Below are 22,225 nucleotides of genomic sequence, written 5' to 3' on the forward strand. Positions count from 1 at the left end.
GGCCGAGCCGCACATGCCGCAGCCCCGCACCCCCGAACAGGGCCCTGACGACACCGGAGCCGAAGGGGCGCCCCCCACTCGCGGATTCCTCGCCAAGGCCGCTCTGGGTACCGCCGCCTTCTCCGTGCTCGGTTCGCTGCTCGGGCTGATCCGCGACCAGTCCCTCGCGCGGCTGTTCGGGGCCGGGCGGGACACCGACGCGTTTCTCGTCGCGTGGACCGTGCCCGAGTTCGCGGCGACGCTGCTCATCGAGGACGGGCTGGCCTTCGCGCTGGTTCCCGCCTTCAGCCTGGCCCTCGCCCGCCGGGCGCAGGGGGCACCCGGCGATCCCGTCCGGGCCCTCGTCACCGGGACGCTGCCCAAGCTGGCCCTGGCCTTCGCCGGCGCCGGCGCCCTGCTGATCGGCGGTGCCCCGCAGCTCGTCGAGGTGCTCGCGCCCGGGCTCCGGGACCCCGCGCTGGCCGTCGGCTGCACCCGGCTCACCGCCACCTGTGTGCTGACCTTCGGGCTGGCCGGGTACTGCAGCGCCGCCCTCCGCGCGCACCGGCGCTTCCTCGCGCCCGCCGCGATCTACGTCGCCTACAACGCCGGCATCATCGCGGCGATGTTCGCGCTCGGCGGCCACTGGGGCGTGCGGTCGGCGGCGTTCGGGGTGGCGGCCGGGGGCGCCCTGATGGTCGTCGTGCAGGCTCCGTCGCTGCTGAAGCAGCTGCGGCACAGGCCGAAGGCGCCGGAGGAGGGCGCGGCCGGCACCGAGGAGCGGCCCCTGAACGTGGCGCTGATGGCCACCGTGCTGCTGTTCGCGCTGTGCCGGCAGTCGCAGGTGCTGATCGAGCGGTTCCTCGCCTCGCACCTGCACTCCGGGGCCATCTCGCACCTGAACTACGCGCAGAAGGTCGCGCAGATCCCGATGACCATGTCGATGATGCTGTGCACGGTCACCTTCCCGGTGGTGGCGCGGGCGCTGGCCGAGGGCGACACCGAACGGGCCCGGAGCCGGGTGGAGCGGGATCTGTCGGTGGCCGCGAGCGTGGTGCTGCTCGGCACCGCCGTGGTCCTGGCCTGTGCGCCGCAGCTCATCCGCCTGCTGTTCCAGCGCGGGGCGTTCACCGCCGCGGACACCGCCGCCACGGCCGGGGTGATGCGCGTCTACGCGCTCGGGCTGCTCGGGCAGACCCTGGTCGGGGTGCTGGTCCGCTCCTACTTCTCGGCGGGCCGCGCCACCTGGTACCCGGTGGGCGCCATGGCCGCCGGGATCGTGGTGACCTCCTGGATCGGCGCCCTGACGGTCGGCTCGTACGGTGTCACCGGCATCGCCGCGGCCAACGCCACCGGCATCACCGCCACCGCCGTGCTCCTGCTGGCCGGCATGGGCGCGCGCAGCGTCCCGATCCGTACCCGGCCGGTGCTCGTCGAGCTGAGCCGGCCGGTGCGGGCGGCGGTCGTCGCGACCGCCGTCGGGATCTTCGCCGCCGCTCAGCCGGCGGACCCGCTCACCGCGCTGGCCGCCGGCACCACGGCCGTCACCGTCGTCTTCGTCCTGCTCGGCTGGGCCCTGGACGCCCAGGGCTTCGCACCCGCACTCCGTTCCGTAGGCACCGTCACCCGAAGGCTCGCCCATGCCGTCTTCCACTGAGTCCACCGCCGAGTCCACCGCCGAGTCCACCGCCGAGTCCGCCGCGAGGGCCGGACGGGGCACCGGCCCGGTCCCCTGGGTCGCCATGTACCACTCCGTGGGCGACTGTTCCGACGACCCGTACCGGATCACCGTCACCCCCGCGCGTCTGGAGAAGCAGCTGGGCTGGCTGCGTCGGCGGGGGCTGCGCGGGGTGTCGGTCGCCGGGCTGCTCGCCGCCCGGGCCCGCGGCGAGGGGCGCCGGCTGGTGGCGCTGACCTTCGACGACGGGTACGCCGACTTCCTCGACCACGCCCTGCCCCTCCTCGACCGCTGGGGCTGCGGCGCCACCCTCTTCGTGCTGCCCGGGCGGCTCGGCGGCGACAACGCCTGGGACCCGCTGGGCCCGCGCAAGCCGCTGCTGACCGCCGACGGCGTCCGGCGGGCGGCCCGGAGCGGGGTGGAGATCGGGTCCCACGGGCTCACCCACGTCGACCTGACGAAGGCCGACGCGGAGACCCTGCGGGCCGAGACCGCCGACAGCCGGACGCGGCTGGAGGAGCTGGTCCAGGCCCCCGTCGAGGGCTTCTGCTACCCGTACGGCACCGTCGACCAGCGGGCCGTCGACGCCGTACGGGACGCCGGGTACGGCTACGCCTGCGCCATCGACCCGGGCCCGCTGAACGGCCCGCACGCCCTGCCCCGCGTGCACATCGGGCAGAACGACCACGCCGCGCGCCTCTTCCTGAAGTACCGGCTGCACCGGTTGCGCCGCCGTCCCGTCGAGGGGCTGTGAGATGAGGGCCCTGCACGTCATCACGGGCCTCGGGACCGGCGGCGCGGAGCAGCAGCTGCGGCTGCTGCTGCGGCACCTGCCGGTCTCCTGCGACGTCGTCACGCTCACCAACCCGGGGCCGGTCGCGGACGGGCTGGCCGCGGACGGGGTGCGGGTGGTCCACCTGGGGATGGCGGGGAACCGGGACCTGGCCGCGCTGCCCCGCCTGGTCCGGCTGATCCGCCGGGGCCGCTACGACCTCGTCCACACCCACCTCTACCGGGCCTGTCTCTACGGCCGGATCGCCGCGCGCCTCGCGGGGGTGCGGGCCGTCGTCGCCACCGAGCACTCGCTCGGCGACTCGCAGATGGAAGGGCGTGAACTGACCCCGGGGGTACGGGCGTTGTACCTGGCGGGTGAGCGGCTCGGGCGGTCCACGGTGGCCGTCTCGCCGACCGTCGCCGAGCGGCTGCGCCGGTGGGGGGTGCCGGGCCCGCGGATCGAGGTCGTCCCGAACGGCATCGACCTGGACCGGTTCCGCTTCGACCCCGCCCGGCGCAGGGCCGTCCGCGACCGCCTCGGCATCCCGCAGGACGCCTGGGTGGTCGGTGCCGTCGGACGGCTGGCGCCCGGCAAGCGGTTCGGCGTCCTGGTCGAGGCCCTCGCCCGCCTCCCCGCCGACTGCAGGCTGCTGCTGGTGGGCGGCGGCCCGGAGGAGGACGCCCTGCGCCGCACCGCGCAGGAGGCCGGGGTCACCGACCGGGTGCTGTTCGCCGGCGAGCGGCCCTACGCCTCCGACAGCGCGCAGGACCCCGACCTCCCCGCCCTCACCTCCGCCATGGACGTGTTCGCCTCGCCCTGCGCCGAGGAGGCGTTCGGGCTCGCGGTCGTCGAGGCGCTGGCCACCGGACTGCCCGTGCTCTACAGCTCCTGCCCGGCCGTCGAGGACCTGCCGCCCGCCGCCGCGCCGGGCGCCCGCCGTGTCACGGGCGGCGCCGCCGCCTACGCCGAGGCGCTGGCCGCCGCCCGTGCCGCCGGGCCCGGCCCGCGCGGTGTGCCGGACGCCGCCCGTCACTACTGCATCACCCGCAGCGCCGCCCAGCTCATGGACGTCTACGCGGCCGCACTCGCCACCACACCTCAGGGAGCCAGTACGCCATGACCGAGAACACCGTCCGAGCGCCCCGCCCGTTCCCGCGCGCCATCCCGCCCTGGTCGCTGCTGGCGGCCGGGGTGCTGGCCGGCGGGCTGCTGGGCGGCGCCTACGGCGTGCTGACGCCGCCCAGCTACACGGCCACCGCCTACGTCGTCGCCGTCACCGCCGACAAGTCCGACACCGCCTCCGCGCAGGGGTTCGCGCAAGCCTACGGCCGGGTCGCCACCCAGCTCGCGGTGCTCGGGGACGCGCAGATGTGGGCCGGGGTGCCGCTGAGGACGCTGCAGGACAGTGTGCAGACGGAGACCTCGCCGGACGCGCCGATGGTCGCCGTCTCGGCCACCTCGCCGCACGCCCTCCAGGCCACCGACATGGCGAACGCGGTGGCCCGCTCGCTCATCCAGCACGCCAACGACACCAAGAGCGACACGAACGTCGAACTCCTCCAGTTCTCCCGGGCGCCGAAGCCGACCACGCCGACCTCCGCGTCCTCGAAGGTGACCGGCCTGGTGGGCGCGAGCGCGGGCGGGCTGCTGGGCGGTCTGGTGCTCCTGGTCCGGCCCCGGCGCCGGGTGGAGGAGCCCCCCTTCCAGGCCTCGGTGCCCGGTCCGGCCGTCGCCGCCGACGTACACGGACAGCTGTGACGACGACGGCCCACCCGACGCTCGCGGCGTACACCACCGAACTCGTCACCGACGAGGGCGCCTTCGCCGAGCTGGCCCCGGCCTGGGGCCGCCTGTACCGGCGGTGCGGCACGGCCACCCCGTTCCAGAGCCACGCCTGGCTGCACTCCTGGTGGCGCTCCTACGGCACCCCCGGCCGGCTCCGCCTCGTCCTGGTCCGCTACGGCGGTGAGCTGGTCGGCGCGGCCCCGCTGACCCTGGTGCACCGGCCGCTGCCCACGCTGGTGCCGCTCGGCGGGGCGATCTCGGACTACGCGGACGTGCTGCTCGCCGACGCCGACGACGGCCGGGTGGCGGGCGCCCTCACCCGGGAGCTGGCCGAGGCGGCCCGGACGGCGCTGATCGACTTCCGCGAGGTGCGTCCGGGCGGCGCGGCGGAGCGGGTCTACGACCGCTGGCGCGGACCGTGCCGGAAGGTGCCGGACTCGGTCTGCCTGGAACTGCCGGCCGTGCCGATGGACGAGCTGGTCGGGCGGCTGCCGTCCGGCAAGGCCCAGCGGGTGCGCGCGAAACTGCGCAAGCTGGGCTCGCTCGGGGTGCGCCGGGACGTCGTGCCGCCCGACGGGGTGGACGCGGCGCTGCACCGCCTCCTCGACCTGCACCGGCTCCAGTGGCAGGGGCGGAAGGTGACCACCGAGCACCTCCAGTCCCGGTTCCAGGAGCATCTGGTGCGCTCGGTGGGGCCGATGGTGCGGTCCGGGGACGCGGTGGTCACCGAGTTCCGGCTCGACGACGAGGTGGTCGCCGTCGACCTGACCCTGCTGTCGCCGAGTCTCGCCGGCGGCTATCTGTACGGGGCGCACCCCCGGCTGCGGGAGCGCAAGGCGGACGTGGCGGTGATGCTGCTGGACGCCTGCGCCCAGCACACCGGCACCGGTGAGCGGGGCGCGCTGAGCCTGCTGCGCGGCGACGAGCCGTACAAGCACCACTGGCGGCCCCGGCCGGTCGTCAACCAGCGGCTGCTGCTGGCCCGGCGGCGCACCGCCCCGCTGCTGACGGCGGCGCTGTGCGACGTCGCCGCCCGGCAGCGGATCAGGGAGGTGCGGCAACGGTGGAAGGAACGCCGGCAGGAGTAGGGGGTGCCGGGCGTACCCGTCGGTCAGTCGAGGCTGAAGCAGAGCCGCCCGCCGAGCCAGTACTGGATCCAGGCACCCAGGTCCATCGACGTGCAGAGGGAACCGGGCGTGGCACTCGGTGTGACGGCCGGGCTCGGGGCCGGGATGTCCGGCGACGGGGTCGGGGACGGCGTCGGGGAAGGTGTCGGCCCGGGTGTCGTGGTGGTCGTCGGGGCCGGCGTCACGGTTTCGGTGCGGCCGAAGAGGGCCTCGCGGTAGACGTGCGCGGAGAGCGGGTTGACCGAGCACTGCCAGACACCGTGCGGGCAGTAGTCGGTCAGCGTGTTGTACAGCGGCTTGTGCTCGTCCATCCAGGCGAGCATCCGCCGCATGTACTCGGCGTTGTCACCGTTGCGGAAGAGACCCCATTCCGGATAGGAGATGGGTTTTCCGTGGGCCTTCGCGAAATCGACGTGCTGCTGAAGTCCGTAGGGCTCCCGGACCTGTTGGTCGAAGGAAAGCCCGCTCGGCTGGTCGTACGAGTCCATGCCGATGATGTCGACCGTGTCGTCCCCCGGATAGCACTGCGTCCACGGAACGGCGTCGCGGCCCCGGCTCGGCGTGAAGTCGAACCGGAATTTCTGGCCCGGCACCGCGCGCATGGTGGTGACGATCCTTTTCCAGTACGCCTTCCAGGCCTCCGGGTCCGGCCCGCAACGATGGGTGTAGGTAATGCCGTTCATCTCCCAGCCGAGCACGATGACCGTGTCCGGGACCCGCAGTTCCACCAGCCGCTCGGCCAGGGCCCGGAAGTGGTGATCGAACTCTCCGGCCGCGCCCTGCCGCAGCAGCGAGCGGACCTCGTCGTCCCCGACGCCCTCCTCGTTGCGCTCCTGCATGGGCACGTTGAGGACGAGCGTCCGGTCGGCCTTCTCCCGTCGCCAGTGCGCCCAGACGTCCAGGAAACCGGGGGCGCCCTCGATGTCGGCCCAGCGGTTTCCGGGCAGATACGTGTGCGCGATCTTGAGCTCGGTGCCGCCGAGCCAGCTGCTCAGCTGGGCCATGCGGGCGACGCCGAGCGGGCCGGAGTCGAGGAACGCACCGAAGGCCGGGGGCATCGCCTTGGCCGCCGCGCCGACGGCCGGTGCGTCGGCGGCCGGGCTCGGCAGGGGTGCCGCCGATGCCGGGACGGACGTCGTGGGCGTCGGGACGGCTGTCGCCGGTGCCGGAGCCGGCGGGCCGGTGGTCCGCGCCGCCCCCGCACCCGCGGCGAATCCCGGGCCGGTCGCCAGCATCGCCGAGGCGGCGACGACGGCCGCCGCGGCCACGGCCGCCCGATACCACCGGGGCCGCGTCCGCTTTCGCAGCTGTGGGGCCATGCCTGCTCCTTTCTCCGCCGGTACTCGTCCGTTCGCAGCACCCCTGAGGAAGTGCCAGTTACTGACACTCAGTCATATCAATATGAATTCCGCCAGTGCGGTTGCGGCTTTCGGGTGCCCCGAACGCCCGCACGGGTGAACCGACGAAAAGGAAATGGTCCGTGTCGCTGCTAGACATCCGGGTCCCCGCGGTTCTGCTGCGGATCGACCGGAATCCCTTCCACCACGGCACCTTGGGGGCCGTGCGCTCGCTCGGCAGAGCCGGGGTGGAGGTCCACGTGGTCGCCGACACCGCGGGCAGCCCGGTCCGCAGGTCCCGCTTCGTGCGGCGGCTGCATCCGCCGCCGGCGCCGGGCGCGTCGCCCGCCGACATCCTCGCCGTGCTGCGCCGGGTGGCGGCGCGGATCGCCCGTCCGGCGGTGCTGATCCCGATGGACGACGCGAGCGCCATCGCGGCCGGCCGGCTCCGCGCCGACCTCGCCCCCTCCTACCTGCTCCCGCAGCAGCCCGGCACGCTGCCCGAACGCGTCGCCGACAAGGCCGAGTTGGCCGAGGTGTGCGCGGCGGCCGGGATCCCGCACCCGCCGACCCTGGTCCCGGACAGCGCCGAGCAGGCCGCCGCGGCGGTCCGGCGGCTCGGGCTGCCGGTGATCGCCAAGTGGAGCAGGCCCTGGCTGCTGCCGGCCGGCGCCGGGCTGCGCAGCACGGTCGTGGTGCGCTCGGCGCAGGAGGCGGTGGAGCTGTACCTGCGCAGCGATGAGGCGGGCAGCAGGCTGCTGCTCCAGGAGTTCCTGCCGCCGGGCCGGGACCGCGACTGGTTCTTCCACGGCTACGCCGACCGCACCGGGCAGGTGCGCGCGGGCGGCCCCGGCCGCAAGCAGCAGGCCTGGCCGCGCGGTGCCGGACTGACCGCGGTCGGCCTGTGGACGCCGAACCCGCAGGTCCAGGCGCTGGCCGAGCGGCTCACCGGCGAGCTGGGCTTCCGGGGCATCTTCGACCTGGACTTCCGGCGCTGCGGCAGCACCGGCCGCTACCACCTCCTCGACTTCAACCCCCGTCCGGGCGCCCAGTTCCGGCTCTTCACCGACAGCGCCGGCCTGGACGTCGTACGCGCCCTGCACCTGGACCTGACCCACCGTCCGCTGCCGGACGGGGTGCCGCTGGCCGGGCGGGCGTTCGTGGTGGAGAACTACGCGCCGCTGAGCGCGCTGCGTCCGGCCCCGCGCGGGCGGGAGCTGGCCTGGTCCGCGCCGGACGACCGGCGGCCGGGCCTCGCGATGTGGGCGCTGTGGGGCCGGCACGTGGCGGGCCGGCTCCTCGACCGGCTGCGCGACGGGACCGCCGTCCAGCCACCGCACCCGCACGCGCCCGTGGTCCGCCAGGCCGGGGAACCCCTCGTGCCCGCCCCCCAGTCCGGGGAACCCCTCGTACCCGCCCCCCAGTCCGGGGAACCCCTCGTACCCGCCCCCCAGTCCGGGGAACCCCTCGTGCCCACCGCCCAGGCCGGGGAACCCCTCGTGCCGGCCGCCCGGGACGAGGACCTCACCGGCGTGGCCGGTGTCCCCGCCGCGCCCGGCGTCCCCAGCCTCCCCGGTCTGCCCGACCGGTCCGACGACGAGAAAGCGAGCAGCTGCTGATGTACGACCTGCTGGTGGTGGGCGCGGGCCCGTACGGCCTGTCCATCGCGTCCCACGCCGCGGCGGCGGGCCTGAACGTGCGGGTCTTCGGCCGCCCGATGGCGTCCTGGCGCGACCACATGCCCCGCGGGATGTTCCTCAAGTCCGAACCCTGGGCCTCCAACCTGTCGGACCCCGAGGCGCGCTGGCGGCTGGAGGTCTACTGCGCGGGCCGCGGCGTGACCGCCCGGCACGGGCAGCCGATCCCGCTGGAGATGTTCGCCGAGTACGGCCTGTGGTTCGCCCGCAACGCCGCACCGCCCGTCGACGAACGCACGGTCACCCGGATCGCGCCGCGGGCCGGCGGCTTCGAGGCGACGACGGCGGACGGCGAGGTCCTGCGCGGCCGGACGGTCGCCCTCGCCATCGGCGTGCTGCCGTTCGTGGAGATCCCCGCCGCCGTGCGCGGCCTCTCCCCCGACCTGGTCACGCACAGCAGCCACCATGCCGACCTGGACCGCTTCCGGGGCCGGGACGTCACGGTGGTCGGCGGCGGCCAGGCGGCCCTGGAGACGGCCGCGCTCCTCGCCGAACTGGGCAGCCGGGTACGGGTGCTGGTGCGTGCGGACGAGCTGTCCTGGAACGAGGTGCCGCCGCCCTGGCAGCGCCCCTGGTGGCAGTCGGTCCGCGCGCCGCACAGCGGGCTCGGCCCCGGCTGGCGCAACTGGTTCTACTCCGAGCGGCCCGGCCTGTACCGGCGGCTCGCCGAGCCGACCCGGACCCGGATCGCGGCGAGCGCGCTGGGGCCGGCCGGTGCCTGGTGGGTGCGGGAGCGGGTGGAGTCCGGGGTGGAGGTGCTGCTCGGCCGCGAGATCACGGCGGCGCGCGCGACGGCGGGCGGGGTATGTCTGGACACCGCGGTGCGCGGGGGCGGAGTGGGCACCCTGGAGACCGAACACGTCATCGCGGCGACGGGGTTCAGGGCGACCCGGGGGCGGCTCGCGCTGCTCGCCGACGACCTGCGGACGACCCTGGTGACCGGGGCCGACGGGGCGCCCGAGGTGGGCCGGGACTTCGAGTCGTCGTATCCCGGGCTGTTCATGGCCGGTCTGATCACGGCGGCGGGCTTCGGTCCTGCGATGCGCTTCGTGCACGGCGCCGGCTTCACCGCGCCGACGCTGGTGCGCGGGGTACGGCGGCGGCTGCGCTCGGGGCCGGCCGGCTGGGGCGTCCCGGCCGGGCGCCGGGAGTCCGCGCCGGACACGGTGCGGAGCTGACGGGCGGGTGCCGGGCCCTTCGGGTGTCCGGCACCCGGCTTCTGCGCGGACGAGACGGCCCCGGGACGCGGATGCGAAGGATCGGCGTCCCGGGGCCGGCCAGGGGTCAGCCGGGAGGGCTGATGTACCGCGTGACGTCGTCAGACGTTGGCGCAGGCGTCGGCGAGCGCCGGGTTGAGCAGCCCGATGACGTCGACGGTGTCGCCGCAGGCGTTGACCGGGACGTGGACCGGGACCTCGATCACGTTGCCGGAGACGGCGCCCGGCGAGTTGGTGGCAGTGCCCTGCGCACCGGCGTCGGCGAATGCGGGGACGGCACCGCCCAGCGCCAGGATCACGCCGACGACCACAGCAGCGGTCTTCTTCATGAACTTTCCCTTCTCTGCGGTCATGCCCGTTTGTCGGCCGAAACCGAGCGAGCACAGCTTGAACGGCTCGCACCATGACCGGCAGCTGTAGAACGAGGAATAGACAGTCGAAGAAACTATGGAACGGGCGCCGCTGGTTAATTCACTCGAACGCTCTCCCAGAATTGACACAGAGAGAGGAAACGCTTCTCCTGGCGGCGGGAATTTCCGGGCCACGACGAAAGCCCGCCCGGCCGGCGCAGACGCGCACCGACCGGGCGGGCTTTCACAGGACCGGGATCACTGGTTGGCGACGCCGTTGGCCGCGAGGACCGCGATGTCGTCCAGAACGTGCGACACCGGCTCGTCGCCCTTGGCCTGGGTCGAGTTCTCGGCGCACTGCTGGTTCTGCGGCGCGGACAGGATCGGCACGTCCTGGGCCACCCCGACGGCGGCGATGAGGCCGAAGATCGCCTGGGCGTTCGCCTTCGCAGGGAGGCCGACGCAGAGCTTGTTGAGCGAGCTCTGGACCAGCGTGGCCTGCGGGCTCAGGTTGCCCTTGGTCACGGAGTTGCCGAACGCCTCCTTGGCGCCGTTGCCGCTGGCGGAGGTGGTGCCGTGGTCGTTCCCGGTGGCAAGCGCCTGGGGGGCTGCCGCCGCCGACACACCTACGACGGACACGGCGACCGCCGCCGCGGCCATTGCCTTCTTCAGCATTTCGCTTTTCCTTTCCCGGCCCTCGGGCCAAGACGGACGTTCCTGCCCGGCATCAACCGCCCGCATCCGGAATGGTTGCGGCAGCGGGCGGCACGTCACCCGTTCGGCCCGGTGCCCTCCCTGAATTACCCGGATTCCCGGGCCGGCCCGGGATCGCGGATTTCCGGATCGTGGGCCGTTGGAGTGAAGCGGAGCAACCAACCGGAGCGGGCGCAGTTGACCAGTGCGCTCCGGTGGACGGGGTGTCCTCAGAAGGGAACTGACAAGTGATCAAGAAGGTTCTGGCCGCCGCCGCAGTCGCAGCCTCCGTCGTCGGCGCCGCTGCTGCTGCCGCCTCGCCGGCCCTGGCCACCGGCAACGACCACGGCACCACCTCCGCCAGCGGCAACGGTGCCCAGCAGGCGTTCGGCAACTCCGCCACCTACGGCAACATGAGCCCCCAGCTGGCGCTCATCCAGGGTTCCTTCAACAAGCCCTGCATCGGCCTCCCGGCGAAGCTGAACCTCCAGGGCCTGGCCGGCCTGGGTGCCGTCGGCGTCCTGCAGGACGTGCCGATCCTCTCCGCGCCGCAGAACCAGCAGTGCGTCGAGAACTCCACCCAGGCCAAGGGCGACGAGCCGCTGTCGCACATCCTGGACGACATCGCCGCGCTGTCGGCGAACGGCACCGGCAACAAGTAGTCCGGAAGCATTCCGGGCCCCGGTCCGAGGGCGCCGGTCGGTTTGTCGCACTGCGCTCCGCCAATCGGGGCAAATCACGCAACCCAGGCGAATCCGGGTAAGTTGACGATCACGCAGCTCCTCCCCGGAGCCCGCCTTTCGAAAGGGAACAAACATGAAGAAGCTGTGGGCAACCGCGGCTGTCGCCGTCACCGTCGCCGGTTTCGCGGCCACGGCCGCTCCCCAGGCCCTGGCCACCGGCAACGACAACGGCACCACCTCTGCCAGCGGCAACGGCGCCAAGTCGGAGTTCGGCAACTCCGTGACCAAGGGCGACCTGAGCCCGCAGCTCTCGCTGGTCCAGGGATCGCTGAACAAGCCGTGCGTCGGCCTTCCGCTCAAGGCGAACCTGCAGGGCCTGATCGGTGCGGTCGCCGTCGGCGTCGCCCAGGACGTGCCGATCCTGTCCGCGCCGCAGAACCAGCAGTGCGTGGAGAACTCCACCCAGGCCAAGGGCGACGAGCCGCTGTCGCACATCCTGGACGACATCTCCGCGCTGTCGGCGAACGGCACCGGCAACCAGTAGTCCACGGACGCCGCGGGCGGCGGGCCACCGGTTCCTCCGGTGGCCCGCCGCCTTTTGCTCACCCGCGGTACAGCGCCTCGATCTCGGCCGCGTAGCGGGCCGCCACCGCGTGCCGCTTGACCTTCAGGGACGGCGTGAGCAGGCCGTTCTCCTCGTTGAACTCGCCCTCCACCAGGGCGAAGGCGCGGATCGACTCGGCGCGGGAGACGGCCTGGTTGGCGTGGTCGACCGCCTTCTGCACCTCGGCCCGCATCCGGTCGTCGGCGACCAGCCCGGCGAGCGGGGTGTCCGCCGGCAGTCCCCGTACGGACAGCCAGTGCGCGACCGCCTCGGGGTCCAGGGTGATCAGCGCGGCGACGAACGGCCGGTTGTCGCCGACCACCAGGCACTGGCCGACGGGCGCCCGGCTGCGCAGCCGGTCCTCCAGGACGGCCGGGGAGACGTTCTTGCCGCCGGAGGTGACCAGGATGTCCTTCTTGCGGCCGGTGATGGTGAGATAGCCGTCCGCGTCCAGCGCACCCAGGTCGCCGGTCGCGAACCAGCCGTCGTCCGCCAGCACTTCGGCGGTCGCGGCCGGGTTGTTCCAGTACGACCCGAACACCACCGCCCCCTTGACCAGCACCTCGCCGTCCTCGGCGATCCGGACGGCCGCCCCCGGGATCGGCTGCCCCACCGTGCCGGGGCGGGGCGCCAGCGGCGGCACGATCGTGGCGGCCGCGCTGGTCTCGGTCAGGCCGTAGCCCTCGTAGACGACGATCCCGGCCGCGTGGAAGAACAGGTTGAGGTCGCGGTCGAGCGGTGAGCCGCCGCTGACGGCGTAGCGCATCCGGCCGCCGAGCTCCTTGCGGATCCGGCGGTAGACCAGCAGGTCGTACAGCGCCCAGGCGGCGTACAGGCCGGGCCCCGGCCCCTTCCCCCTGCCGAGGAACTTCTCCAGGTGGGCCGCGGCGAACCGCACCCCGGTCCGCTCGGCGCGGTCGAAGGACGCGGCGCGCCCGATCTTCTCCGCCGTCGCCCGCCCGGTGTCGTGGATCTTCTCGAAGAGGTACGGCACCCCGACCAGGAACGTCGGCCTGAACTCCCGCAACGCGGGCCTGAGTTCGTCGGGCTTCACGCTCGGGAAGTGGCCCATCTCGATCCGGCCCAGCAGGCAGGCGATCTGGAGCGTACGGCCCAGGATGTGGGCGAGCGGGAGGAACAGCAGGGTGGACGCGGTCCGGCCGGTGACCGCCTGGAAGACGGGGTGCAGCAGCTCGACCGTGTTGGCGGCCTCGGCGTGCAGGTTGGCGTGGGTGAGGACACAGCCCTTGGGGCGGCCGGTGGTGCCGGAGGTGTAGCAGACCGTGGCCGTGGTCCCGGGGGTGAGGGCGCCGCGGCGCTTGGTGACGTCCTCGTCCGGGATCTCCCGGCCGAGGAGGGTGAGGTCGGTGAGCGCGCCGCCGTCGAGTTCCCAGATGCGCGGGGGGTGGGGGTGGGCGGCGGTGCCGGTGGTGACGGTGGCGGTGTTCTCCGGGGTCTCGGTGACGACGTGGCGGGCGCCCGAGTCCCTGACGATCCACTCCACCTGGTCGGCGGAGGAGGTGGGGTACACCGGGACGCTCACCCCGCCGGCCGCCCAGACCGCGAAGTCGAGGACCGTCCACTCGTAGCGGGTGCGGGACATGACGGCGACGCGGTCGCCTGCGGCGAGGCCGGCGGCGATCAAGCCCTTTGCCGTGGAGGTCACTTGGGCGGCGAACTCGGCTGCCGTGACGGTGCCCTCTCGGCGGCGGACGGCTGTGGCGTGCGGGTCCTCGGCCGCGTTGGTGTACGGGAGGTCGGCGAGGGAGCCGGTGGTGAGCGGGGCGGCGAGGGGCGGGCGGCGCGCCTCCCGCACGACCCCGGCCTCGTCCTTGATGACTTCGACCTTGCCTCGATCGGCCAAGTCGGTTCGTTGACGTGCTCGTTCGAGGTCGCTGCGTACGCTCATGGGGCGTCAACTTACTCGGAAGTAAGGGGAGGTCAACGGGTTCGGACGGTTTGGAGTGCGGGTGAGTGGGGGCTGGTCGCGCAGTTCCCCGCGCCCCCAAAGGGGCGCCTCAGCCCTCGTCGTTGGAAAGTCCGGCCTCACGAATGGCTGTCGCGAGGTCGGAGACGTCCTTGTCCTCCGTCGTCCGTGCCAGCGTCGCGGCGCGGGCCTGGAGCTTGCCGAGGTCAGGGCTCCCCGGGACGTCGTACTCCCCGTCCGCCAGCGCGTCCGCGAAGTACGCTGCCACCGCTGTCACCTGGAAGCGCGGGGAGGCCGACCAGACGTCGTCGTGCAGGGCGCTGGTCTCCATGGCGCCCGTGTTCTCGTGCGGGGAGCGGGTGTTGGGGTCCAGCCAGCGGACCGTGGCGGTCGCGAGGTGGCCGTCCGCGCCGGGGACGGTGCGCACCGCGTAGAGGGCCGTGACCGTGTGGCCGGGGCCGATCTCGCCGCCGTCGACCCGGTCGTTGCGGAAGTCCCGGTCGGCGACCTTGCGGTCCTGGTAGCCGATCAGGCGGAAGTCGGCGACCGTGTGCGGGTCGAAGGCCACCTGGGCCTTGGCGTCGCGGGCCACCAGGTCGATGTTCTGCGGAAGCTGCCGGCAGAAGACGTCGGTGGCGGTCGCGGTGTCGGAGACGTAGACCGTGTGGCCGTCGCCCTTGTCGGCCAGGCGTTCCATGAGCGCGTCGCCGTAGTCGCTGCCCACTCCGACGCCGAACAGGGTGATGCCGTACTCGCGGCGGTCGCCGTCGATGCGCCTGAGGATGGCGTTGGGGTCGGTCTCGCCGTCGTTGGCGAGGGCGTCGGAGATCAGGACGACGCGGTTGGTGGCGTTCTTGCGCAGTCCTTCGACGGCGGTGGCGTAGCCGGTCTCGACGCCCTCGCCGAGGTTGGTGGAGGACAGGGGGGCGAGGTCGTCGACGGCCTCGTGGATCTCGGCCCGGTGGCCGCCGAGGCGGGTCATCGGGAGGACCGTCTCGGCGTGCTCGCTGAAGGTGACGAGCGCGACCGAGTCGTCGTCGCGCAGCCGGTCGGTCATCGTGTCCAGGGACCTCTTGGCGAGGTCGAGACGGCCCGGTTCGCCCATGGAGCCGGAGACGTCGATGACGAAGGTGAGGGCGGCCGGGGGGCGTTCGTCGGGGTCGTCGGCGGCGGGTCGGGTGGCGAGGCCCACCCGGACCAGGGACCAGTCCGGCTCGCTGGTGCGGGCGCCGTCGACGGTGACCGTGAAACCGTCGTGCCCGGGGGTGCGGTAGTCCTGGCGGAAGCTGTTGACGAATTCCTCGGGCCGGATGGTCGAGGGGTCGGGGCGGCCGCCGTCGGCGAGGGTGCGGCGGGCGTAGCCGTAGGAGGCGGTGTCGACGTCGAGGGCGAAGGTGGAGAGGTGGTCGGAGGGCGGGGCGGTCTCGTCGCCCGCGGCCCGGGAAGGGGCCGGGGCCCCGGTGGCAGTCGTCCGCTTCGGGCCGTTCACGTGGTTCTCGGCCGCGCCGCAGCCGGTCAGCAGCAAGGCGCCCGCTGCGGTGAGGGCGAGCAGTGCCGCGCGTGTCTGTCGTCGGGTCCGGTGTCGGTTCATCACGTGCCCCCTGTGCCGGTCGGAGTCGACTTCCTGACTCGTCTTCCTGACTTGTCGTCGACTGTGACGGCGCAGGGGGCCGGAACGTGCGCCCCGATGCGTTGCGGATGGATCTCGAAGCGGCCACGGACCAGGGGTTTCGAGGCCGGAGGGAAATCGTCCGGTGACCTACGAGACGATGTCCTTGCGGGCGAAACCCCTAAAGGCCAGCGCGAACAGCACCAGGGCGTACGTTATCGAGACCGCCGTGCCCTGGATCATGCCGGACCACTCCAGATGGGGTTGTACGGCGTCCGCCCAGGCGAACTGCCAGTGCGCGGGCAGGAAGTCGCGCCAGTGACCGAGGGCGGTGACCGCGTCCAGGACGTTGCCGACGATGGTCAGGCCGACCGCGCCGCCGACCGCGCCGAGCGGGGCGTCGGTCTTCGTGGAGAGCCAGAACGCGAGGCCCGCGGTGACCAGTTGGGACAGGAAGACGTACGCGATCACGATCGCGAGGCGCTGGGTGGCGGTGGCCGTGTCGAGTGCGCCGCCGGTGGGGATCTGGAGGGGCCCCCAGCCGTAGGCGGCGGTGCCGACGGCCAGGGCGACCAGCGGCAGCAGGATCATCGCGGCGAGGCTGAGGCCGAGCGCGACGACCAGCTTGGACCAGAGCAGCCGGGCTCTCGGCACGGGTGCGGCGAGCAGGTAGCGCAGGGAGGACCAGCTGGCCTCCGAGGCGACCGTGTCCCCGCAGAACAGGGCGACCGGGATGACCAGCAGGAAGCCCGCCGACACGAACAGGTTGACCGCGGCGAAGTTGGCGCCGGACGCGGTGGCCGTGTCCAGGAGGGTGACCTGGCCGTTCTGTTCGCCCGGCTGGCCGCCGATGGCGAACGCGATCAGCAGCACGAAGGGCAGGACGGCGAGGATGCCGCCCATCACCAGCGTGCGGCGCCGCTTGAGCTGGCGGACCAGTTCGACGCGGAGCGGCAGGGTGCGGCCCGCCCGGTAGCCGGAGGCCACCGCGGCCTTCTCGGTGAGCGTGCTCATGCGGAACCTCCGATCAGGGTCAGGAAGGCGTCTTCCAGACGGCGGTGCGGGCCGACCGACGCCACCGGCACGTCGAGGCGGACGAGTTCGGCGACCAGGCGCGGGGCGCCGGCGCCGGGCTCCATGCGGACGAGCAGGCCGTCGTCCGTGCTGGTCACGGAGGCCACGCCGGGCAGCGCGGCCACCTTCTCCACGACCGGCTCCTCCACGGGGGTGCCGGTGCCGACGAGAAGGGTGTCGCCGGAGCCGATGATCTCGGCGACCGGTCCGGCCTGGACGAGCCGGCCGCGGTCCATCACCACGAGGTGGGTGCAGGACTGCTCGACCTCGGCGAGGAGATGGCTGGAGACGATCACGGTGCGGCCGGCGGCCGCGTAGCGGATCATCACCTCGCGCATCTCGCGGATCTGCGGCGGGTCGAGGCCGTTGGTGGGTTCGTCGAGGATGAGCAGGTCCGGCAGGCCGAGCATGGCCTGGGCGATGGCGAGGCGCTGGCGCATGCCCTGCGAGTAGGTGCGGACCGCGCGGGCCAGCGCGTCGCCGAGGCCGGCGATCTGCAGGGCCTCGGCGAGGTGGGCGTCCTCGGGCGGGCGTCCGGTGGCCTGCCAGTACAGCTCCAGGTTCTCCCGGCCGGACAGGTGCGGCAGGAAGCCGGCGCCCTCCACGAAGGCGCCGACCCGGGAGAGGACGGGTGCGCCGGGGCGGATGGCGTGGCCGAAGACCCGGACCTCGCCGCCGTCCGGCTTGATCAGGCCCATCAGCATGCGCAGGGTGGTGGTCTTGCCGGCGCCGTTCGGGCCGAGGAGGCCCAGCACCTGGCCCTTCTCGACGCGGAAGGACAGCTCCCGGACCGCGTACCGGTCGGTCGAACCGGCGTAGCGCTTGCTCAGGTCCGTTATCTGGAGCGGGACTTCGGCGAGCGCCGGGGCGGGGGCCGGGCCCGCGGTGCGGCGGCGGCCGGTGAGCAGCAGGGCCAGGGCGGCCAGCGCGCCGGCCAGCGGCAGCCACCACACCCAGGCGGGCAGCGCTGCCGCGGCCGTGTCCACCTGGGGTGCCGTCGGCACGCTCAGGGGGCTCTGGAGGGTGACGGTGTAGGTGGCCGGGGCGGTCGGGGAGGCGTAGCCGAGGTCGGTGGAGGCGAGGACGAGGCGCAGCCGGTGGCCCTTCTGCACCTCGTGGTCGATGGCCGGGAGGGTGATCGTGACGTCCTTGCCGGCCCGGGCGCCCTCGACGCGGATCGGGGCGACCAGCTGGGAGGGCAGCACCTGCTGGGTGCCGTCGGGGCCGACGTCGTACACCTTGCCGAAGAGCACGGCGTCGCCGGTGGTCGAGGTGAGGCGGACGGTGGCGGTGGGGGCGCCGGTGATCTGCACGTTGTCGGTCATCGGGGCCGAGTCGAAGCGGGCGTACTGGCCCGGGAAGTCGAGGGAGATGCCGACGCCGAGGGAGGAGAGCTGGGAGAGGCCGCCACCGCCGAGGCCGGGCAGTGCGGAGACGCCGGGCGGGCTGGCGCCGGCCGGGTTGGCGACGTGCTGGGTGCCGCCCTTCAGGGCGATGTCCTTCCGGTCGCTCTCCAGGCCGGGGTAGCTGTCGGCGGTCGCGCCGCGCAGCTGGGCGGCGCCGTCGGTGGAGTCGACGCCGCCGGTGCGGGTGATCCGGAACGCGGGCCCGGTGCCGGTGTTCTTCTCGCCCTTCAGATACCGGTCGAACCATGCCGTCACCCGGCCCTCGACGCGGCTGGTCTCCAGGTCGCCGCCGTCGTGGCCGCCGGCGATCCAGTCGACGTCGACGGGGGCGCCGTTGGCCTTGATGGCCTTGGCCGCCGCGTCCGACTGGGAGAGCGTGAAGAGGGAGTCGGTCTGGCCCTGGAAGAGCAGCGTCGGCACCTTGATGCGGCTGCCGACGGCCGACGGTGAGCGTTCTTCGAGGAGCTTGACCGCGGCGGCGTCCGGCTTGCCCGACTCGGCGACCCGGTTGTACATCGCGCACAGCTCGGGCTGGAAGTTGGCGCAGCCGCCGCCGGTGTTGAAGAAGATCCCGGCCCAGAGCTTCTTGAAGACGCCGTCCGGGAACAGGGCGTCCGCGAGGTTCCAGTACGTGATGGAGGGGGCGATGGCGTCGACCCGGTGGTCGTAGGCGGCGGTCAGCAGCGAGATCGCGCCGCCGTACGAGCCGCCCGCCATGCCGACCCGCGGGTCGCCGGCCTTGTCGAGCTGGACCTGGGGCTGCTCGGCCAGCCAGTCGATGAGCCTGGAGACGTCGGCGACCTCGCTCTTCGGGTCGTTGAGGCCGATCTTCCCGGTGGATCTGCCGAAGCCGCGGGCGGACCAGGTGAGGACCGCGTAGCCGTCGCGGGCGAGGTCCTCGGCCTCGGCGCGCATGTCGTCCTTGCTGCCGCCGAAGCCGTGGGCGAGGAGGACCGCGGGGCGTCGGCCGGTGCCGGACGTGGTGAAGAACGAGGTGTCGAGACGCACCCCGTCCACCGCCATGACCTTGTCGGTGCGGTGCACCGGGGACGGGTCGTCGGAGGCGACGGCCGTCCACGTGCCGGCGCCGACGAGCACGACGACGACGGCCGCGGCGGCCAGAAGCCGCCGCGGCCGCCCGAGCAGCGCTCGTAGGCCGGGGGGTCGAAGATCCATGCTTCAACGGTACGGGGCGGGACCGACATCCGATGCCGACGGTGGGCTGAACAGCGGGCCATCCCCGAGGAGTAGGGCTACGTCGCCACGTACTTCGGCCGCGGTACACCGGGACGCCGCCGACCCGCCTCCGACTTCCGACGGCACCGAACCGGCCGGTGGATCCCCGCAGGCCCGGTGGGGGCCGATCGCGCAGTTCCCCGCGCCCCCAGGTCGGGCGTCCGCCCCGGCGCTCAGAACCCACCGCTGCTCCACCGAACACCACCGCGCCACCCGGCTCCGCCGCCCCACCCGATCCCGCCGCCCCACTCGATTCCGCCGCAACGGCGATCAGCCACAACGGCCGAATCCGGCGGCGCCGAACCGGCCGGTGGGTCCCCGCAGGCCCGGTGGGGGCCGATCGCGCAGTTCCCCGCGCCCCTGGGTCGGGTGGTCTCGCTGGGGCTCACAACCCACCGCTGCTCCACCGGACACCACCGCGCCGTCCGGTGCCGCCCTCGGGTTCCTGGGGCGGGTGGTCTCGCTGGGGCTCAGGGCTGGGCGTCCTCCGGGATGGAGACCACCCAGTGGGTTTCCTTGCGGGGGCGGAGGTAGAAGGCCCAGTAGAGGGTGGCGGCGGCGGTGATGCCGCCGGTCCAGAGGAGGTAGGCGGTTTCCTGCTGGGTGAGGATGTAGCCGAGGACGGCGATGAGGAGGATCGGCATCGCCGGCCAGAGGGGCATCCGCCAGGCGGGGGTGTGCTTGTGGTGGCCTCGGCGGGAGAGGAGGGCGGCGACGGCGACGAGGAGGTACATGCCCGTCACCGAGACGCCCGTGACGCCGTAGAGGGTGTCGAGGTTGACGAAGCAGAGGACGGCGCCGGGGACGCCGACCGCGAGGGTCGCGACCCAGGGGGAGCCGAAGCGGCCGAGGCGGGAGAGGGCGCTGTTGACCGGGGCCGGCCAGGCCTTGTCGCGGGCCGAGGCGAACAGGACGCGGGAGTTCTGGATGACCATGACGATGCCCGCGTTGATGATCGCGAGGGCCACGCAGAGGCTGACGAAGGTGCCGACCGCGGAGTTGGACCAGGCGGTGACCATGGCGCTGATGTCGCCGCCGGTGAGGGCCTTGAGGTCGGACGCGCCCATGGTGATCGCGGCGACCGGGACGAGGATGACCACCGTGGAGATCGCGAGGGTGGCGAGGACCGTGCGGGCCACGTTGCGGCGCGGGTTCTCCAGTTCCTCGGAGAGGTAGACGGCCGTCGAGAAGCCCTGGGTGACGAAGAGGGCGATGGCGAGGCCGGAGACGACGAGCATCGCGGTGACCGTGGTGGTGTGGCCCCCCGTGTCCGCCACCTGCATGGAGGTGAGGCTGCCGACCCCGCGGTGGCTGTGGGAGAAGCCGAGGACGGCCACGACGCCCGCCGCGATGACCTCCAGGACCAGGAAGATGCCGGTGATCCAGGCGTTCGCGCGCAGGTCCAGGAGGCCGGCGAGGGTCGCGAGGAGCATCACGCCGGCGCCGGTCATGGCCGGGTCCAGGTGGACGATCGGGGACAGGTAGTCGGCCGTGCCCATCGCGATCACCGGCGGCACGATCATCACGACGAGGAGGGAGAGGACGAAGACCAGCCACCCGGCCAGGCGGCCCGCCATCGTCGAGACCATCGCGTACTCGCCGCCCGCGCTGGGGATGAGGGTGCCCAGCTCGGAGTAGCAGAAGGCCACGGCGATACAGAGGAGCGAGCCGATGGCGATCGTGAGGGCGGTGGCGGTTCCGAGGGAGCCGAACAGGTCGGGGACGACCACGAAGAGCGTGGAGGCCGGTGTGACGCAGGAGAGGGTCAGGAGGGTGCCGCCGACCACGCCGATGGAGCGCTTGAGCGTCTTGGGGCTGTCGGACACCTCGGGGAGGGCGGTCTCGACAGGGCGGAGCGTGTCGGTCATGCGGCGTTCCGATCGACTGAAGCGGAGAGGAGTTTCGGCCGGGAGTGCTATCGCCTCCGGCGGCTCGTCTCGTGCGTCTGTTCGTCCGCTCCCGGTTGCGATGCATGGAACCCCGACGAAAACCATCACGTCAATGGTTGTTAACCTACGGAATTCGTTGATCCACTCGCCGTTTTCCACGTATCCGTCGGTATGAGGCAGGCGGTTCCACACCGTCCTCCCGTACGGGAATCGCAGCGCGGGCATCAAAAAAACGTGAGGACGTCCGGTATCCGGACCTGTCAGTGTGTCCCGTTAGAGTCATCGACAGCAGAACTCACAACCGAATCACAGCAATGGGTGGGGACTCATGAAGCTGAAGTACACCGCTGCCTGGGTGGGGTTCACGGCGGCGGCGATGGTCGCGGTGTCCGCGTGCGGCTCCGGCGGCGTGAAGGCGGCCGGCGCGGCCGTGGACAACGCGGACAGGATCATGACGGTGCTGTCGCACGCCACCGACCGGACCGACCACCTGGGCTCGGCCAAGGTCAGGATGAGCACCGCCATCGGCACGGCCGCCCCGGTCACCATGAACGGCACCTTCTCCTGGGGAGACGGTCTGGCGATGGACGTCCTCATGGACACCAAGGCCGCGAAGATGGAGGCTCTCCAGCACAGCCCGACCATCCGGACCCTGTTCGTGGACGGCGCCTACTACTACGACGTCGACCCGCAGGCCTCCGGCCCGCTCAAGGGCAAGCAGTGGATGAAGATCGACGCGTCGGCGCTCTTCGGCGACAAGGGCGCGCAGGCCTTCAGCGGGAACGGCGCGGGCAACCCCGCGGCCACGCTGAAGTACCTCAAGTACGCGGACCACGTGAAGGACTTCGGCACGGAGACCGTCGACGGGCAGCGCACGACCCACTACCGGGCCGTCGTCGACCAGGCGCAGATGGGGAAGTTCAAGGACGCCTACGGCAGTGACGGCATGACCGCGGTGACCGGTGGCGGCTCGATGACGATGAACCTGTGGCTGAACGCCAAGGACCTGCCGGTCCGCCTGAAGGAGCAGATCGGCAAGGTGACCGTGACCATGGACTTCGAGAAGTTCGGCGCCACGGCCCCGGTGAAGGCCCCGCCGGCCGCCCAGACCGCCGACCTGACCAAGACGATCGAGGACGCCCGCAAGCAGCAGGGCTGA

At 72.9% G+C, this 22,225-nt stretch carries 18 protein-coding genes; 10 read left to right on the forward strand and 8 right to left on the reverse strand.

Translation table 11 applies throughout. From position 1 onward, the window contains the following. Positions 1–13 precede the first annotated feature (13 nt). The 5 genes from murJ to ACFZB3_RS14940 all read left to right on the forward strand — a co-directional run bounded on the left by murJ (position 14) and on the right by ACFZB3_RS14940 (position 5,305). Entirely contained in the window at positions 14–1,636 is a 1,623-nt protein-coding gene (murJ, locus tag ACFZB3_RS14920) for a lipid II flippase MurJ (RefSeq protein WP_391374987.1), read from the forward strand. Between the two features lie 85 nt (positions 1,637–1,721). Beyond that, entirely contained in the window at positions 1,722–2,411 is a 690-nt protein-coding gene (locus tag ACFZB3_RS14925) for a polysaccharide deacetylase family protein (RefSeq protein WP_391375807.1), read from the forward strand. Between the two features lies 1 nt (position 2,412). Further along, positions 2,413–3,552, forward strand: a complete 1,140-nt coding sequence (locus ACFZB3_RS14930) for a glycosyltransferase (RefSeq protein WP_391374990.1) — start codon at positions 2,413–2,415, stop codon at positions 3,550–3,552. After that, positions 3,549–4,190: a lipopolysaccharide biosynthesis protein gene (locus ACFZB3_RS14935; RefSeq protein ID WP_391374993.1), complete on the forward strand. Its 642-nt coding sequence runs from the start codon at positions 3,549–3,551 to the stop codon at positions 4,188–4,190. The genes ACFZB3_RS14930 and ACFZB3_RS14935 overlap by 4 nt, the downstream gene beginning before the upstream one ends. Continuing rightward, the gene (locus ACFZB3_RS14940) at positions 4,187–5,305 is read left to right on the forward strand and encodes a GNAT family N-acetyltransferase (protein WP_391374996.1); all 1,119 of its coding nucleotides are present in this window, start codon (positions 4,187–4,189) and stop codon (positions 5,303–5,305) included. Before ACFZB3_RS14935 ends, ACFZB3_RS14940 begins: the two co-directional genes overlap by 4 nt. Before the next feature lie 23 nt (positions 5,306–5,328). On the opposite strand, the gene ACFZB3_RS14945 is transcribed toward ACFZB3_RS14940, so the two are convergent. After that, positions 5,329–6,663 carry a glycosyl hydrolase gene (locus tag ACFZB3_RS14945; protein WP_391374999.1) on the reverse strand — a complete coding sequence of 445 codons (1,335 nt, stop codon included), beginning with the start codon at positions 6,661–6,663 and terminating at the stop codon, positions 5,329–5,331. Positions 6,664–6,824: 161 nt separating this feature from the next. Between ACFZB3_RS14945 and ACFZB3_RS14950 the strand changes: the two genes are divergently transcribed. After that, entirely contained in the window at positions 6,825–8,300 is a 1,476-nt protein-coding gene (locus ACFZB3_RS14950; protein ID WP_391375002.1) for an ATP-grasp domain-containing protein, read from the forward strand. Continuing rightward, complete coding sequence (locus ACFZB3_RS14955) at positions 8,300–9,556, forward strand: FAD-dependent oxidoreductase (protein WP_391375005.1); 1,257 nt, start codon at positions 8,300–8,302, stop codon at positions 9,554–9,556. The genes ACFZB3_RS14950 and ACFZB3_RS14955 overlap by 1 nt, the downstream gene beginning before the upstream one ends. A 140-nt stretch (positions 9,557–9,696) precedes the next feature. Here ACFZB3_RS14955 and ACFZB3_RS14960 read toward each other — a convergent pair whose 3' ends face one another. Both ACFZB3_RS14960 and ACFZB3_RS14965 read right to left on the reverse strand, forming a co-directional pair. Further along, positions 9,697–9,948 (reverse strand): chaplin family protein, encoded by a 252-nt coding sequence (locus ACFZB3_RS14960; protein WP_391375008.1) that lies wholly within the window; start codon positions 9,946–9,948, stop codon positions 9,697–9,699. Positions 9,949–10,203: 255 nt separating this feature from the next. Then, complete coding sequence (locus ACFZB3_RS14965) at positions 10,204–10,620, reverse strand: rodlin (protein WP_391375011.1); 417 nt, start codon at positions 10,618–10,620, stop codon at positions 10,204–10,206. Positions 10,621–10,886: 266 nt separating this feature from the next. Here ACFZB3_RS14965 and ACFZB3_RS14970 point away from each other — a divergent pair, with 266 nt between their 5' ends. Beyond that, on the forward strand, positions 10,887–11,300 hold the full coding sequence (locus ACFZB3_RS14970; RefSeq protein WP_391375014.1) for a rodlin: 414 nt from the start codon (positions 10,887–10,889) through the stop codon (positions 11,298–11,300). A 154-nt stretch (positions 11,301–11,454) separates the two neighbouring features. Then, positions 11,455–11,865: a rodlin gene (locus ACFZB3_RS14975; RefSeq protein WP_391375017.1), complete on the forward strand. Its 411-nt coding sequence runs from the start codon at positions 11,455–11,457 to the stop codon at positions 11,863–11,865. 58 nt (positions 11,866–11,923) lie between these two features. Here ACFZB3_RS14975 and ACFZB3_RS14980 read toward each other — a convergent pair whose 3' ends face one another. From ACFZB3_RS14980 to ACFZB3_RS15000, 5 genes are all read right to left on the reverse strand, one after another. After that, positions 11,924–13,834 (reverse strand): AMP-binding protein, encoded by a 1,911-nt coding sequence (locus ACFZB3_RS14980; RefSeq protein ID WP_391375020.1) that lies wholly within the window; start codon positions 13,832–13,834, stop codon positions 11,924–11,926. A gap of 109 nt (positions 13,835–13,943) precedes the next feature. Then, positions 13,944–15,443, reverse strand: a complete 1,500-nt coding sequence (locus ACFZB3_RS14985; RefSeq protein ID WP_391375023.1) for a von Willebrand factor type A domain-containing protein — start codon at positions 15,441–15,443, stop codon at positions 13,944–13,946. 168 nt (positions 15,444–15,611) lie between these two features. Then, a complete protein-coding gene (locus tag ACFZB3_RS14990; protein WP_391375026.1) occupies positions 15,612–16,475 on the reverse strand; it encodes an ABC transporter permease in 864 nt (287 codons plus the stop codon). After that, positions 16,472–19,117, reverse strand: coding sequence for a CocE/NonD family hydrolase (locus ACFZB3_RS14995; protein ID WP_391375029.1), 2,646 nt, complete (start codon positions 19,115–19,117; stop codon positions 16,472–16,474). Before ACFZB3_RS14995 ends, ACFZB3_RS14990 begins: the two co-directional genes overlap by 4 nt. Positions 19,118–19,647: 530 nt before the next feature. Continuing rightward, on the reverse strand, positions 19,648–21,045 hold the full coding sequence (locus tag ACFZB3_RS15000; protein WP_391375032.1) for an amino acid permease: 1,398 nt from the start codon (positions 21,043–21,045) through the stop codon (positions 19,648–19,650). A 349-nt stretch (positions 21,046–21,394) separates the two neighbouring features. Here ACFZB3_RS15000 and ACFZB3_RS15005 point away from each other — a divergent pair, with 349 nt between their 5' ends. Next, positions 21,395–22,225 (forward strand): hypothetical protein, encoded by an 831-nt coding sequence (locus ACFZB3_RS15005; RefSeq protein ID WP_391375035.1) that lies wholly within the window; start codon positions 21,395–21,397, stop codon positions 22,223–22,225.

It is taken from the genome of Streptomyces sp. NPDC008092, assembly GCF_042957285.1.
Classification (GTDB): domain Bacteria; phylum Actinomycetota; class Actinomycetes; order Streptomycetales; family Streptomycetaceae; genus Streptomyces.

Bases quoted from the DNA above. Each gene is read 5' to 3' on its own strand.
- murJ (WP_391374987.1), top strand. From the start codon at position 14: ATGCCGCAGCCCCGCACCCCCGAACAGGGCCCTGACGACACCGGAGCC.
- ACFZB3_RS14925 (WP_391375807.1), top strand. From the start codon at position 1,722: ATGTACCACTCCGTGGGCGACTGTTCCGACGACCCGTACCGGATCACC.
- ACFZB3_RS14930 (WP_391374990.1), top strand. From the start codon at position 2,413: ATGAGGGCCCTGCACGTCATCACGGGCCTCGGGACCGGCGGCGCGGAG.
- ACFZB3_RS14935 (WP_391374993.1), top strand. From the start codon at position 3,549: ATGACCGAGAACACCGTCCGAGCGCCCCGCCCGTTCCCGCGCGCCATC.
- ACFZB3_RS14945 (WP_391374999.1), bottom strand. From the start codon at position 6,663: ATGGCCCCACAGCTGCGAAAGCGGACGCGGCCCCGGTGGTATCGGGCG.
- ACFZB3_RS14955 (WP_391375005.1), top strand. From the start codon at position 8,300: ATGTACGACCTGCTGGTGGTGGGCGCGGGCCCGTACGGCCTGTCCATC.
- ACFZB3_RS14960 (WP_391375008.1), bottom strand. From the start codon at position 9,948: ATGACCGCAGAGAAGGGAAAGTTCATGAAGAAGACCGCTGCTGTGGTC.
- ACFZB3_RS14965 (WP_391375011.1), bottom strand. From the start codon at position 10,620: ATGCTGAAGAAGGCAATGGCCGCGGCGGCGGTCGCCGTGTCCGTCGTA.
- ACFZB3_RS14975 (WP_391375017.1), top strand. From the start codon at position 11,455: ATGAAGAAGCTGTGGGCAACCGCGGCTGTCGCCGTCACCGTCGCCGGT.
- ACFZB3_RS14980 (WP_391375020.1), bottom strand. From the start codon at position 13,834: ATGAGCGTACGCAGCGACCTCGAACGAGCACGTCAACGAACCGACTTG.
- ACFZB3_RS14985 (WP_391375023.1), bottom strand. From the start codon at position 15,443: ATGAACCGACACCGGACCCGACGACAGACACGCGCGGCACTGCTCGCC.
- ACFZB3_RS14990 (WP_391375026.1), bottom strand. From the start codon at position 16,475: ATGAGCACGCTCACCGAGAAGGCCGCGGTGGCCTCCGGCTACCGGGCG.
- ACFZB3_RS14995 (WP_391375029.1), bottom strand. From the start codon at position 19,117: ATGGATCTTCGACCCCCCGGCCTACGAGCGCTGCTCGGGCGGCCGCGG.
- ACFZB3_RS15000 (WP_391375032.1), bottom strand. From the start codon at position 21,045: ATGACCGACACGCTCCGCCCTGTCGAGACCGCCCTCCCCGAGGTGTCC.
- ACFZB3_RS15005 (WP_391375035.1), top strand. From the start codon at position 21,395: ATGAAGCTGAAGTACACCGCTGCCTGGGTGGGGTTCACGGCGGCGGCG.